Origin of the sequence: Hahella sp. HNIBRBA332 (assembly GCF_030719035.1) — a bacterium.
Taxonomy (GTDB): Bacteria; Pseudomonadota; Gammaproteobacteria; order Pseudomonadales; family Oleiphilaceae; genus Hahella.
The window spans coordinates 5,709,966-5,724,859 of sequence record NZ_CP132203.1; the positions used below are offsets into that span (position 1 = coordinate 5,709,966).

Consider the following 14,894-nt stretch of genomic DNA (forward strand, 5'->3'; position numbering starts at 1 on the left):
TCGGCGCGCACACGTAGTATAATTTGCCGCTTTATTCTACAGGCCGGCGACGTCCTGACAAGTAAGCGCCTGCGGCTAAAGAACCAAACATGCACAGCAAGTGGTGTAAACCGTGACTGATACAAACAAGCCAGATGTAAAAACCTTTCAGGGATTAATCCGAACTCTCCAAGACTATTGGGCTCGTCAGGGCTGCGTCATTTTGCAGCCGCTGGACATGGAGGTAGGGGCAGGCACCTTTCACCCGGCCACGTTTTTACGCGCTATCGGTCCGGAAACCTGGAACGCCGCCTATGTTCAGCCCAGCCGTCGTCCCACTGACGGCCGTTACGGCGAAAACCCCAACCGTCTGCAGCACTACTACCAATATCAGGTGGTGCTGAAGCCTTCTCCCGATAATATCCAAGAGCTTTATCTGGGCTCTCTGCGGGAAATGGGCATCGATCCCCTGGTGCACGACATCCGTTTCGTGGAGGATAACTGGGAATCCCCGACACTCGGCGCCTGGGGACTGGGTTGGGAAGTCTGGCTGAACGGCATGGAAGTAACCCAGTTCACTTACTTCCAGCAGGTGGGCGGTCTGGAATGTTATCCCGTGACCGGCGAAATCACCTATGGTCTGGAGCGGATCGCCATGTATCTGCAGGGCGTCGACAGCGTATACGACCTGATCTGGACCCATGGCCCGCAAGGCCCGGTCACTTACGGCGATGTGTTTCACCAAAACGAAGTGGAGATGTCCACTTACAACTTTGAAGAAGCGGACACCACCGAACTGTTCCGTCACTTCGACACTTACGAGCGCGAGAGCAAGCGTCTGATCGAAAAAGGTCTGCCGCTGCCCGCTTATGAAATGGTGTTGAAGGCGTCGCATACATTTAACCTGCTGGACGCACGGCACGCGATCTCAGTCACTGAGAGACAGCGTTTCATCCTGCGCGTGCGCGGCCTCGCCAAAGATGTGGCGCAAGCCTACTTTGACCGCCGCAAACAATTGGGCTTCCCATTGGCCGAAGCCTCTATCCGTGACGAAGTGCTAGCCAGCGAAGGGGAGAAGTAAGTCAATGAACCACCAGGATTTTTTAGTAGAAATCGGCGCTGAAGAACTGCCGCCGAAAGCCTTGCGTCAATTGGCGGACGCCTTCGCACAAGGCATTCGCCAGCGTCTGGAAAAAGCGCAACTGTCCTTCTCTGACCTGACATGGTACGCCGCCCCCAGACGTCTGGCGGTGCATGTTTCAGGACTGGCGGAAAAGCAGCCGGATCTGGAAGTGGAAAAACGCGGCCCCGCTCTGCAAGCGGCATTCGACGCCGCCGGCGCGCCCACCAAGGCCTGTGAAGGTTTCGCCCGTTCCTGCGGAACCACGCCGGACAAACTGGAGAAACTGGAAACGGACAAAGGCGTATGGCTGGTGTTTCGCAGCAAGCAGTCCGGCGCGCCAACCACCGGCCTGTTGCCGGCCATCGTTGAAGAATCACTGGCGGCGCTGCCAATTCCCAAGCGCATGCGTTGGGGCGCGCGCCGCACGGAATTCGTGCGTCCCGTGCATTGGATCATCATGCTGTTCGGCGAAAAAGTCATCGACTGCGAAATTCTGGGTCTGAAAGCGGGCAAGACCACTTTGGGCCACCGCTTCCACCATCCTGCGCCCATCGAGATCGCCGCGCCCGCCAACTACAAAGACGCGTTGAAAAACACCGGTTATGTCATGGCGGACTTTGAAGAGCGTAAAGCACTGATCAGACAACAAGTGGAAGCCATCGCCAAGCAAACTTCCGGCGTCGCCGTCATCGACGAAGAACTGTTGGAAGAAGTCGCCAGCTTGAACGAATGGCCAACCGCATTAATGGGACGCTTTGAGGACCGCTTCCTGGAAGTCCCGGCGGAGGCTTTGATCTCCACCATGAAAGGCAACCAGAAATACTTCCATGTGGTGGATGCGGACGGCCGCATGCTGCCTTACTTCATCACCGTGGCCAACATTGAAAGCAAGGACCCGCAACAGGTCATCGACGGTAACGAGCGAGTCATCCGTCCCCGTCTCAGTGACGCGGCGTTTTTCTTCTCCACCGATAAGAAGCGCACCCTGGCCAGCCGTCTGGAAGACCTGAAGCCCATCGTTTTCCAGCAGCAGTTGGGAACGGTGTACGACAAGGCCATTCGCGTCGGCAAGCTGGCGGCGAAAATCGCAGCGAAGATCGACAGCAACCCGGAGTGGGCCCAGCGCGCAGGTGAACTCAGCAAGACCGATCTGGCCACTGAAATGGTCATGGAGTTCCCCGAGCTACAGGGGACCATGGGCCGTTATTACGCCGCTATCGACGGCGAACCGGAAGAAGTCTCCCTGGCGCAGGAAGAACAATACCTGCCGCGTTTCGCCGGCGATCAGTTGCCGACGACTTTGACCGGCTGTGCGGTCTCTCTGGCGGATAAACTGGACACTATCGTCGGCATCTTCGGCATCAATCAACCGCCAACAGGCGCCAAAGACCCGTTCGGTCTGCGTCGCGCCGCCTTGGGCGTACTGCGGATTCTGGTGGAGAAAAAACTGGACCTGGATCTTGCCGAGTGCGTGCAATGGACGCAGGAACTGCACGGCGATCTGCCGGCGGAAAACCTGGAGACAGCGGTAGTCGACTACATGCTGGATCGTTTCCGCGCCTGGTACGAAGAAGCGGGCGTGCCTACCGAGGTATTCCTGAGCGTGCTGGCTCGTCGTCCCACCAAACCGGTGGAATTCGATCAACGCGTCCTGGCGGTGGCGGAATTCCTGAAACTCGACGCAGCGCAGGCGCTGGCGGCGGCGAATAAGCGGGTCTCCAATATCCTCAGCAAGGAGCAGGTGGAAATCTCCGCAGAGTCGGCGAATCCAGAGCTGTTCACCGAGGAAGCGGAAAAGAACCTTTTCCGCGCTTTGCAGGAGAAGTCCGAATCCACGCGTCCGTTTATCGAGCAACGCAATTTCACTCAGGCGCTGCAGCAGTTGGCGGAGTTGAAAGACGTCATCGACCTGTTCTTCGACAAGGTCATGGTGATGGTGGATGACCCAGCTATCCGCAGCAACCGCATGACGCTGCTGGCCAGCCTGCGTCACGTGTTCCTGCAGGTGGCGGATATCTCCTTACTGCAAAACAAAGCGTAAACCACACAGGAAAGAGCGGGTGAGCATCAACACACTGCTGATATTGGACCGGGACGGCGTCATCAACGAAGACTCCGACGATTACATCAAGTCGGAACAGGAATGGCAGCCGATTCCGGGCAGTATTGAAGCCATCGCGGCCTTATCCGCCGCCGGCTTCACCGTCGCCGTCGCCACCAACCAAAGCGGTCTGGGGCGCGGCTATTTCGATGAAGCCGAGCTGGGCAGGATGCACGCCAAATTGCTCGATCTGGTTGCGAAGCATGGCGGCGCCATCGCCGCCATTGCCTTCTGCCCCCATGTGCCGGACGATCAATGCGACTGTCGCAAACCCAAACCCGGTCTGGTGCGCAGAATTGAAGAAGAAACCGGCATGTCCGCCACTGACGCTTGGTTCGTCGGCGACAACGTCGGCGATATCGGCGCCGCCCGCGCCGCAGGCTGCCAGCCTGTGCTGGTGAAAACCGGCAAAGGCGAGCGCACCCTGGTCAAACTAGCCCCTGAAGAACTGGACGGCGTCCCCGTTTTTACGGACTTGGCGGACTTCGCCAACCATGCCATCGCAAGACTCAAAGAGAGCCATTCAGAGCGCTAAACGGAGCTTGATTTTAGTCGCCGCATTATCTATGTTATGCGGCACGGTTTACGGCGTGTAGCGCAGCCTGGTAGCGCACTTCGTTCGGGACGAAGGGGTCGGAGGTTCGAATCCTCTCACGCCGACCATGTCCACATCCCAACCTCTCGTTTACACCTACTTTATCCAAGAAAAACCCAGCGGGGTCGGACCCGGAAGCCCGGCGCGTTCAATCCTCTCACGCCGACCATGTCCACATCCCAACCAATCGCTTACTTCCCATCCCTAACATAATCCCCGTTCGCCCTGAGCCTGTCGAAGGGCCTTCCAGAGCCTTCACAGAACCCAGATAACCCCCTCATAATCGGCCAAATTCCATACTGATTCCCCTGGTGGTATGCGTTACGCTTAGTCATAGCGCCGGAGGAGGAATGCATGATGCTGCGTGTTCTATTTATCTCTGCTTTAGTTGTGGTTATGTCGGGATGCGGATCTGGAGAAGGACCGGACCAAGGCGCAGACACGCCCGTCGGCATATCGGAACGACCGGATAACACGACTTGTCTGGCCTTCGACAACAGCGGCTCCAGCGCTATCAAGCTGACCCCCATCGCGCAGGATATGGACTTCTCCAGCCCCATTCTGATGCTGCCCCATCCCAGCCTGAATCATATTTTTTACGTCGTGCAGCAACGGGGACGGGTTTACCGGGTGAACCTCAACGACAACACCCGCACCACGCTGATTGATCTCTCCGAGCACTACAATCTCAGTACTTGCGGCGAGTGTGGATTACTGGGGATGGCATTCCATCCAAACTTCGCCGAAAACGGCTATATCTATTTTTCCTTCACGGAAAACGTCTCTGGCATGACCTCTTATGTGGCCCGGTTCGAAAGCGCGGACAACGGCCTGTCCCTGCGTTCCGATAGCGGCGGCGATTTGCTGCGGGACAATATGATTGAAGTCAGTCAACCCTATTCCAACCACAACGGCGGACACATCGCTTTCGGCCCGGACAATTTGCTGTATTACGGTCTTGGCGACGGCGGTTCCGGCGACGATCCTGACAATAATGGCCAAACCGTCTCCACACTACTGGGCTCCATGTTGCGCCTGAATGACGATGGATCTCCCGCCTCTGGTAATAACGTGCCCGGCGCGTTACCAGAAATCTACGCCTATGGCCTGCGTAATCCCTGGCGTTGGAGTTTTGATCGGGACACCGGCGACTTATGGCTGGGCGATGTCGGACAAGGTCAGTATGAAGAAGTCGACATCATCACCGCTGGCGGCAATTACGGCTGGCGTTGTTATGAAGGCATGCATCGCACCGGCGCCAGCTGCACAAGCACCGGCCCTTACATAACGCCAGTGGCGGAATACGACCATTCAGAGGGCATTTCCATCACTGGGGGTTATGTCTATCGCGGCGACGCTATTCCCGGCCTCAAAGGCGTCTATGTTTTCGCCGATTTCGGCTCGGGGACTCTTTGGGGACTGAGAGCCAACGGCAGCGGCGGCTACGACCGGGAGACCCTGCTGGAAAGCGGCCGTAACGTCTCGTCTTTTGCGGAGGGACCGGACGGCGAACTCTACGTCGTCACCTTTTCCGGGCTTTTCCGTATCGACCCGGATATTTCGGATACCGACCCAGACTCTGTCCCGGAGCTGCTATCGCAAACCGGCTGCGTCAATCCCGATAATCCCACCCAGCCTGCATCCGGACTCATCCCCTATACTGTCATCGAGCCATTCTGGTCCGACGGCGCCGACAAACAACGCTTCTTTGCACTCCCCAACAATACCCGCATCGACGTTAACGCCGCGGGGGACTTCCAGTTCCCTGTGGGTTCCGTGCTGGTCAAACACTTCCACCTCAACGGCGCTATCATCGAAACCCGTCTCTTTATGCAACAGGCGGAAAACGACTGGCGCGGCTACAGTTATCAATGGAACGAGGCGAAAACAGACGCAACGCTGGTCGCGGAAGGGAAAGACGTGGAGTACAACGGACAAACCTGGCGCTTTCCTGGTTCAGGCGAATGCGCTCAATGCCACACGAGCGCCGCGGGTTTCAGCCTGGGTCTGGAGACAATGCAGTTGAATCGGGAGCTGATCTATCCGCAAAGCCGCATACGCGCCAACCAATTGCAAACGCTGGCGCATATCGATGTCTTCTCAGCGCCACTGAGCGACGCGCATCTGGCCAATGCGCTTCCCGCCAGCAGCAATGACAACGCCTCGCTGGAGCATCGGGCCCGCGCCTATCTGCACAGTAATTGCGCCAACTGTCATCAGCCCGGCGGCACGTCGCAGAGCACGATGGACTTGCGCTTCTCGACAGCGCTGTCTTCAACCCAAGCCTGTGATCAGGAGCCGTTGAACAGCGATATCGGCGTCGACAATGCGAAGTTGATATCGCCGGGAGATGCATCCATGTCCTTGATTTATCTGCGTATGACCCACCCTGGCGAATACCGGATGCCGCCGTTGGCGAGTCATCAAATCGACACGGAAGGCGGCGCCTTGATTCAGGACTGGATCAACAGCCTGACTTCATGCGACTGAACTTTATGGCCATCTATATTGATTAACAAACAGGCGGACACTGCTTGTCCGCCGCATAAATAAAACACGTAGTAGGGGAGAAAGAAGGAATGCTCGCGCATTTTTTGGGAGGCGTCGGCCTGTTTCTGTTGGGAATGACCTTGTTGACGGATGGCCTCAAACTCGCCGCCGGTCCCGCGTTGGAAGTCATGCTCAGCCGCTGGACATCAACGCGCCCGCGAGCCTTGGCCAGCGGCGTGGCCATCACGGCCCTGGTACAGTCCTCCAGCGCCGTCACGGTCGCGACCTTGGGGTTCGTCAACGCCGGTCTCTTGATGTTTGAACACGCCACCTGGGTCATTTTCGGCAGTAACGTCGGCACCACATTGACGGCCTGGCTGGTGGCGCTACTGGGCTTCAGCATCAAAATCGACGCTTACGCTTTACCGTTAATCGGCATCGGCGCCTTCATCCATCTGGGCGGTCGCAGCCCCCGTCTAAAAGCCGCAGGGACCGCCATCGCCGGCTTCGGCTTGCTCTTCCTGGGCATCGACGCCATGAAGTCCGCTTTTGAAGGCGTGGGCGCCAATTTTACGGATAACCTCAACTTTGGAGACAACCTCTCTCTGCTATGGATGGTCGTTGTCGGCGCTATATTGACCGTGCTAATGCAATCCTCCAGCGCCGCTATCGCCATCATTCTGACCGCCATCGCAGGAAAAATGCTGCCTCTGGAAGCGGGAGCGGCGGCGGTAATTGGGGCGAATATCGGCACGACTTCCACCGCCATTCTGGCCTCCTTCGGCGCCACCGCCAATGCTAAACGCCTGTCGCTGGCGCATGTGTTATTCAACCTCATCACCGGCGCTGCCGCCCTGGCGATGCTGCCTTTGTTTCTGTGGGCCCTGGGAGCGCTCAGCGGCATGCGCCAGGACCTGAATAACCCTGCGGTTTTGCTGGCGGCCTTCCATACTATTTTCAACCTGCTGGGCGTCGCCCTGATGTGGCCGTTGGGAACGCCAATGACCGCATGGCTGAAAACCCGCTTTCAGAAGGGCGGCAAAGTACTCTCACTGCAACATCTGGATAAGAGCGCCACTGTCGTACCGGACGTCGCTTTTCACGCTGTCGTCATGGAACTCGAACGTTTTCAGGGTCTGCTGTCCGCCCATATCCAAAACTCACTGCTCAATCCCGGCGACAACCGTACGCTGGAAACGCGCCGCGAGCTGAAAGCGTTGCTGGATGAACTGAACCAGCACATCACTCATATTCTGCATCAGCCGCTGCGCCTGCCGCTGACGCAGCAACTCCCCCAATGTCTGCAAGTGATTCAATACGCCTATAATCTTTTGGAGACGCTGAATGAGGTAGAGCAGGAACCGTTGCTGGATCGCTCTCTGACAGCGCCTATGAGCGATTGGCTGAGTCAGTACTGCCATCCATTAATCGTGACGGAAACAGTGCAGGAAGGCGCTGACAGCGCGGCTCAGGCAGAACTCTCATATCGTGAGGCCAAACAGAAGCTGCTTGACGACGCACTGGAGAAAACCATCAAGTTAACTACGATGAATCAGGCTCTACAGCGATTGAGCCTGTATAAGCGGATGCAGGAGCAGATGTTGAAAGCCGCCCGCTTAGTGGCCGGCTTAAAGCCCGCACCTTAATGGACGTCCTGGCTTGACAGTCCGCTTCGGCTCAGAGTTAAATGATAATCATTATCAATTAATGAACTTAACATCCGATCCATGACAGGGACCCTTCACGGCTTCGATACACAAGAGCCGGCTATTCGCGAACTACGCCGCAAGATTCGCTACGCTACGGAAGCGGACAACCCGCAGTTACTGTCCTTGTGGCTGTCGATGGAAGAAACCCTGGCTCCTGCCTGCGCAACCAGTCGCTGGCGGTTGTACGCTGCGGAGTTCCGGCTCTTGTTGGACACTCTCGCGGACGACCTGATTCCCAACCACTGGCGCACGTTGTGCATGGATCAGATTTATCGCCCCCTGGCGGCGCTGAGCCGCATCGCTGATGGCGAGCCTCGTCGCCGCCAACTAAATGAGCTCCTCTACGAACTCAGAACCACCAGCCATTTTTTTCAAGCCAGCCTGACCGGCTGAAACACTCAGGAGAGACAGTGTGAAAACCCGTATCGAAAAAGACAGCATGGGCGAATTACAAGTGCCGGCGGAGGCCTTGTACGCCGCGCAAACCCAACGCGCCGTCAACAACTTTCCCGTCAGCGGCGAGCGCCTTCCCAAGGCTTTCATTCGCGCCCTGTTGCTGGCGAAATCCGCCGCGGCGCGCGCCAACGTCAAGTTGGAGCTGATTCCCGCCAAAATGGGCGACGCTATCTGCGAAGCGGCGCAGCAGTTGCTGTCCGCCGACGACATGATGACTCACTTCCCGGTGGATGTATTCCAGACTGGCTCCGGCACCAGCACCAACATGAACGCCAACGAAGTGTTGGCGAGCCTCGCCAGCCGCCTTCTGGATGAAAAAGTCAGCCCTAACGACCATATCAATTACGGACAAAGCAGCAACGATATCATCCCCAGCAGCATCCACATCAGCGCGGCGCTGGAACTGGACAAGCAGCTGCTGCCGGCGTTGCGCCACCTGTTAAATACCATTCAAGACAAAGCCGCGCAGACCGATGGCTACATTAAGACTGGCCGCACCCACTTAATGGACGCCATGCCAGTGCGTCTGAGCCAGAGCCTGCTGGGTTGGGGCGCGCAGATTGAGCAGAGCATCGCCGCACTGGAAGCGACGCAACCGGCGTTGCACACTCTGGCTCAAGGCGGCACGGCGGTGGGCACCGGCATCAACGCGCATCCGGATTTCGCCGCGGAATTCAATCGCCAGCTCAGTGAGATGACGGGTCTGAGCTTCAAACCCGCCGCTAATTTCTTCTCTCACATTGGCTCGCAGGACATCGCTGTCTCTCTGTCCGGCCAATTGAAGACTGTCGCCGTCGCCATCATGAAGATCGCCAACGATTTGCGCTGGATGAATTCCGGTCCGCTGGCGGGACTGGGCGAAATTGAACTGGAGGCGCTGCAACCCGGCTCGTCCATCATGCCCGGCAAGGTCAACCCGGTCATACCCGAGGCGGCGGCCATGGCGGCGGCGCAGGTTATCGGCAACGACGCCGCTATCACTATTGGCGGCCAGTCCGGTAATTTTGAGCTGAACGTTATGTTGCCGCTGATCGCCCGCAACCTGCTGCAGAGTATTGAGCTGCTGTCCAACGTCAGCCAATTACTGGCGGACAAAGCCATCGCCACCTTCAAAGTCAACGAAGCCAAATTGCAGGAAGCGCTGTCTCGCAACCCCATACTGGTCACGGCGCTGAATCCGATCATCGGTTACCTGAAAGCGGCGGAAATCGCCAAGCAGGCGTACAAAGAAGGTCGCCCGGTCATCGATGTGGCGGAGGAGAAAACCGATCTGCCCCGACAAGAACTGGAGAAGTTACTGGACCCGGCCAAACTGACCCACGGCGGCCTGTAAGCGTCGCCTTACAGCTTAAGAAAAGTCTCGTGGCGCCGATGCGTCACGACTTTTCCACTATTGCCGAAAGGGCGTCCTGTTCGCCTTCGGACTCTTCCTGCGCCGGTTCACACAAAGCGTCGCTATCTGCGCGCTCCTCTTGGATAAAACGATTAAGTGAGCAAACTTCGGAAAGAAAGCTCATCAGTGCGCTAGCGACATTTTCCTCTACCAAAGAGTAAGTGACATAAAGTCCCTTTTTTTCCTCCTGCACCAGCCCTGACGCCAATAATATGGAAAGATGTTTGGAGATGGCCGGCTTGGAGATATCGAATCGATCGGCGATTTCTCCCGCGGTCAGCGGCGACTTGGAGAGGTACGCCAGAATTCTTCTACGGGGGGTGGAGGACAGAGCCTTAAACACATTATCCGTACTCATAATAGTCCCTACTACGCTTATCAGTTCTAATTGTTTTTAACGACAAGGTTCATATAGAACCATCCGGGGGGGTAAATCAATGGTTAACGCACGCCCCCGCACTTCCTTCTTACAGACCATCATTAGGGCTTCAAGTTCCACTGGCGGGAAAACCTGGGGTTTCTCCCAGATGACCTGCGCCGAGAATATGCTGTAATCATCGCCTGATTTAATCATTGCGACGCCGCTGTCCTCCTCATAGGCGTTATCCTGGTGCAAGGAGAAAAACTGAACATGTCGTTCGCCACTTATCGCACTATCGCCATCTCCGCTCTGGTTTTACTGGTTTACTTTTCCTTGGGAGACAGCGATGAAGAAGAGGAGCTTCCCTTTCAAGAGTCCGGCTCCCAGGCAGGACCGGTTAACAATGCAGAGCTTCCGGTTTATGAACTCCCTGATGATTACGAAGCTCTGCTATGTGAGTCGACGTCAGGCATAGTCGCTTCCAATTACCAGGTGGATTATAAAATTCTCCTGCTGATGGAAGATGGCTCCGCGTATGGGTCATTGGGAGAGCCGCCGGAGGATTTCAACGCGGAAGAGTCCCGGGAGAAACAGCCTGCGCGCTGGGGAATCTGGGAAAGGGATGACGATGGCTACCGCGTCAGAATTCCAGAAGATGCGAATGAGTGGCGCACCTTCTCAAAGACCAGCCGCCTGTTTCCCGCCCGCAAAGGCGAACGCCTGCACAGAAGGATCTATCACAGGGTCGCTTATGGCATGGCGGGGATATCCATGAGTAGCACGGTCAACACCCGTCGTTGGACATTTAGGGGCGACGGGAGCTTCTCCAAAGGGCATTCCAGTCTAGCGGGTAGCGGCGGCGCTTATTCCTCTATGACTGGAACATCCGTTTATGCGCAGTCGAGCAGCGACGAGTCAGGGGACCAATCACTGGCGGCGGGATCAGGTCCCGGCGTTTTCAGCAGTTCCCAGAGAAAAGGCGGCGATGGCTCTAATAATCGAGGGGAATACCAAATTTCTGGATATACGTTGACGCTAAACTTCGATAATGGCGAACAGGTGCGGAAATTGTTTGGTTTCTGCTCTGATGATCGCACCAGACCCTTTTTGGATGGCCGCGTTTTTTGGATGGATGAGACTGATCTGGAGGAAGACCTTCCCCGGAACTTTGAGTTGGTGATGAACGTCAACGAGGACCGCTTCTATAGACCGAAGAATCTGCAAGACAATGAAGTGCTTAGACTGGCGTTCAGCGATAGCCTGAAACGTAACAAAGATTCTTTTCAGCAGCAATTTGAGAATTATGTGCGCGCCGACCTAGCTTCCTTGGGGAAGGAGTTGGACGACGAAGAATGGAAACTGGACAACCGCACCGCCATTTTCACCGCCTTGGTTGAGGACGCAAATCCCATGCCCTTATATGTGTCCTACCTAGCCGTGCCGGAGGGTGAGAAGTACTGGAAATATCTGCGTATCCTGATGTCAGACGAAGATATTCTTTCGCGTTATAACGAAAAACTCACTCCCGTAATGAAGCGCTTTTTTACGGGAAAATAAAGTGAAGGAAATTTGTAATTACACACTGATCTAGTGTGTTAACGAGCCCCCTATAAAGGGTATATGCACATGCAGTTTTTCGTGAATGGAGTAATTCGAATTTCCAGAAGCTTACACTGGATTTAGTGAACTGGATTGAGTGCCTTCGAAGACTTGAAATTGATAAACACGCATGCGCGTTATACAAATGTTATGAGTAAGTCGAGCCTGTGAAACCCAATATTCTCATCATAGTATTTATCAGTTCAATTTTATTTTTTTGTGTGGGTGTGTTTCTCGGAGATTTAGCTGGTATAGGGGGTTATGATGGTATTGCGCCAAGGTTTCTATATGAAAAGCTGAACTTACAGCCAGGAAATGAGAGGCTGTTTCATATGGCAGAAACAGGTTCAATAGCCTTGCTATGGATAGGGATAATTTTATTTTTAATATTTTTAGTCGGCCTAATTATTTTTCTTATCCAAAAAGTTAAAGCTCATAAGTAGCTATATAAAAATTTCCCAATAAAATAAGCTACTTAAAAACATCGATCTGGTTAAATCCCGCACAGTGAAGTACGTTATTATTAACATGGCAATGATATTGGCATGTTAATACTCAGGCGCATGGATGCGCTTGCGCGGCGGCTAGCTGCGGGAGACAGGGTCTGACATGTGCAGGTCCTGTCGTTTCAGACAAATAGAAGGAAGCTATTTGTCTGCCTGATTAATAGTGCGGCATAGATATAGGCATGCTATGCCGCATTAATATAAGCTCTGCTGGTATTCAAGAAACTGCTAATTAGTCGCTTGACTGAGGCTTCCAGACTGGTAGGGTAAATCCTAAGTCCTGCTCGATGGACATCCAATTGCGTCCAGAATGTTACAGGTAAAAATACTAACCTGTTTAAATTTTCCATCGGTCGCAAAAGTGTACCAAATTTAGATAAGTCTGGTTTACTGGAAGTAAAATTACACGCTAACAAACTGATTCAAAAGGACAATTTTATGAGAGAGTATTATTTAATACCTCTCGCACAAGGAGGGAATCATGGAACGGCTGTCGGGCGTGCTGCGCATCCTCGTTTGCTGCCTCTCACTCATCGCATTAGCTTCACCCAGCGTGGCGCAGACGCCCGCCAATGTTTTAGTGGTCGGCCAGATCGCCGAACCCAAGTCCCTCGACCCCCATGCCGTCACTGCTCTCAATGACTTTCGCATACTGATCAATCTCTATGACGGACTGGTGCGCTTCAAAGACGGGACCTTGGAAGTGGAGCCGGCGTTGGCGGAGTCCTGGACCATCAGTGACGACGGTAAGACTTACACCTTCACTCTGCGCAAAGGCGTACAGTTTCATGACGGATCGCCTCTCACCGCAGGAGCGGTAAAGTTCAATTTCGAACGCATGCTAGACGAAAAGCATCCTTATCATGACACCGGCCCTTTTCCATTAGCGTTTTTCTTCAGTCCGATAGAGAAGGTGGAAGCGATTGACGATCTCCACATTCGATTTGAATTAAATGCGCCTTACGCTCCGTTTCTTTCCAACCTGGCCTACCCAACCGGTCTGATCATCTCCCCCGAATCAGTGAAAAAGTATGGCAAGGATTATGGTCGTCATCCGGCGGGAACCGGACCCTTCCACTTTGCCGAGTGGGTTAGCAACGCCAAGGTCGTCATTGTCCGCAACGACAACTACTGGGACGGCGCATCGCCTCTGGAAGCGGTAGTGTTCCGGCCGATTACCGACGCCAACACACGTATGGCGGAGATGCTCTCAGGCGGCGTAGACCTCATGGTGGAAACCCCGCCGGATAATCTGGCTGTGTTCGAGAAAGATCCTGGATTCCAGGTTTATCAGCAGGCTGGACCGCATTTATGGTTTTTAATTCTCAACAACAGGAAAGGCCCTTTGGCGGATCGCCGTATGCGTCAGGCGATCAACTACGCGATTGATAAGAAGGCGTTAGTGGAAAACGTGTTACAAGGCACCGCAGAAGTCGCCAAAGGACCCATCCCGCCCGCCTTCGCCTGGGCGTATAACCCAAACCTGGACGCTTACGCTTATAACCCCGACAAGGCGCGCGCGCTAATCAAAGCGGCGGGACACGAAGGCGCGCAGCTTACTTTTTATGTGACGGAAGGGGGCTCAGGAATGCTGGAGCCCGTCGCGATGGGCGCGGCGATTCAGGCGGACCTCGCCAAAGTGGGTCTTCAGGTAAAGATAGAGACTTATGAGTGGAACACCTTTCTCAGCAAAGTGAATCCAGGATTGCCGGAGGACGTCGATATGGCGGAGATGGCCTGGATGACCAACGACCCTGATACCTTGCCTTATCTCGCATTACGCAGCGACGCCTGGCCGGATAAAGGCGGCTTCAACTCCGGTTACTACGCCAATCCCAAGGTGGACGACCTGCTTGAACGAGCGCGTCGCACTACGGACCAGAACCAAAGAGCCGTGCTTTATAAAGAAATGCAGGCCATCGTCCAAGAAGACGCTCCCTGGGCGTTTATCGCAAACTGGAGGCAAAACGCCGTCAGCCAGTCACGCGTTAAAAACTTCAGATTGCAGCCTTCATTTTTTCTGGATTTAAGAGAGGTGGATAAACCATGAAATTTATCCGGATTTTCTAACCGGCATACTTTTAAAAACTCATATTGGTCACAGCTTCACAGCGAAAATGGCATTTCCTTGATGATGTTCGTAGTCATTACGTTTCAGAGAAATAAACGGAATAAAAACATAAAGTTATAAATGTTATTTTAAATTATGAAAAAATTTGCCAGTTACCTTTTCAGTTATTTTTTATATCAAAATATTTAACGCTAATTTAAATCGGCAATATTTTACCTTGAGGAAAATTTTCAGTAATTAACCCCATAAAATATGTCCAAAAAACGAGCGTAAAAAGCACTTTTCGCCGTTATAAAAATGAAGAAATAACGACCTGAAACCAAGTTATCGCACCTCAAATCAGGATTTCAAAAGGACCCTTTCAATGAACAATGGTAAAGAGGCCTCTCCAAACCCCATTTTTGACCAAAATTCCTCTTCAAACTCTCCGAGCACTCACAAGATTTCTTGCAAGGAAAATCACAGCAGGAAAAAGGACATTTTGTCACATAACCTTTTCCATTTTCCCATC

11 protein-coding genes and 1 tRNA gene are annotated in these 14,894 nt (G+C 54.1%); 11 read left to right on the top strand and 1 reads right to left on the bottom strand.

What is annotated here, in order from left to right:
• Nucleotides 1–112 precede the first annotated feature (112 nt).
• The 8 genes from glyQ to O5O45_RS25275 all read left to right on the top strand — a co-directional run bounded on the left by glyQ (nt 113) and on the right by O5O45_RS25275 (nt 9,786).
• Nucleotides 113–1,060, top strand: coding sequence for a glycine--tRNA ligase subunit alpha (gene glyQ, locus O5O45_RS25240; protein WP_011394022.1), 948 nt, complete (start codon nt 113–115; stop codon nt 1,058–1,060).
• Between the two features lie 4 nt (nt 1,061–1,064).
• Nucleotides 1,065–3,143, top strand: coding sequence for a glycine--tRNA ligase subunit beta (gene glyS / locus O5O45_RS25245; protein ID WP_305902083.1), 2,079 nt, complete (start codon nt 1,065–1,067; stop codon nt 3,141–3,143).
• A gap of 19 nt (nt 3,144–3,162) precedes the next feature.
• Nucleotides 3,163–3,738 carry a D-glycero-beta-D-manno-heptose 1,7-bisphosphate 7-phosphatase gene (gene gmhB, locus O5O45_RS25250; protein WP_305902084.1) on the top strand — a complete coding sequence of 192 codons (576 nt, stop codon included), beginning with the start codon at nt 3,163–3,165 and terminating at the stop codon, nt 3,736–3,738.
• Nucleotides 3,739–3,789: 51 nt separating this feature from the next.
• A tRNA-Pro gene (locus O5O45_RS25255) sits at nt 3,790–3,866 on the top strand.
• Between the two features lie 286 nt (nt 3,867–4,152).
• A complete protein-coding gene (locus tag O5O45_RS25260) occupies nt 4,153–6,288 on the top strand; it encodes an SO2930 family diheme c-type cytochrome (RefSeq protein ID WP_305902085.1) in 2,136 nt (711 codons plus the stop codon).
• 89 nt (nt 6,289–6,377) lie between these two features.
• Nucleotides 6,378–7,934, top strand: coding sequence for a Na/Pi cotransporter family protein (locus tag O5O45_RS25265; RefSeq protein ID WP_305902086.1), 1,557 nt, complete (start codon nt 6,378–6,380; stop codon nt 7,932–7,934).
• A gap of 81 nt (nt 7,935–8,015) precedes the next feature.
• Complete coding sequence (locus tag O5O45_RS25270) at nt 8,016–8,390, top strand: hypothetical protein (RefSeq protein ID WP_305902087.1); 375 nt, start codon at nt 8,016–8,018, stop codon at nt 8,388–8,390.
• Nucleotides 8,391–8,436: 46 nt separating this feature from the next.
• Nucleotides 8,437–9,786, top strand: a complete 1,350-nt coding sequence (locus O5O45_RS25275) for a class II fumarate hydratase (protein WP_305906249.1) — start codon at nt 8,437–8,439, stop codon at nt 9,784–9,786.
• A gap of 43 nt (nt 9,787–9,829) precedes the next feature.
• Here O5O45_RS25275 and O5O45_RS25280 read toward each other — a convergent pair whose 3' ends face one another.
• The gene (locus tag O5O45_RS25280; protein ID WP_305902088.1) at nt 9,830–10,204 is read right to left on the bottom strand and encodes a metalloregulator ArsR/SmtB family transcription factor; all 375 of its coding nucleotides are present in this window, start codon (nt 10,202–10,204) and stop codon (nt 9,830–9,832) included.
• 273 nt (nt 10,205–10,477) lie between these two features.
• Between O5O45_RS25280 and O5O45_RS25285 the strand changes: the two genes are divergently transcribed.
• The 3 genes from O5O45_RS25285 (at nt 10,478) to O5O45_RS25295 (ending at nt 14,362) form a co-directional block, all read left to right on the top strand.
• Nucleotides 10,478–11,764, top strand: a complete 1,287-nt coding sequence (locus O5O45_RS25285) for a hypothetical protein (protein WP_305902089.1) — start codon at nt 10,478–10,480, stop codon at nt 11,762–11,764.
• Between the two features lie 209 nt (nt 11,765–11,973).
• Entirely contained in the window at nt 11,974–12,249 is a 276-nt protein-coding gene (locus O5O45_RS25290; protein ID WP_305902090.1) for a hypothetical protein, read from the top strand.
• 544 nt (nt 12,250–12,793) lie between these two features.
• Complete coding sequence (locus O5O45_RS25295; RefSeq protein WP_305902091.1) at nt 12,794–14,362, top strand: ABC transporter substrate-binding protein; 1,569 nt, start codon at nt 12,794–12,796, stop codon at nt 14,360–14,362.
• The last annotated feature ends 532 nt before the right edge of the window (nt 14,363–14,894 follow it).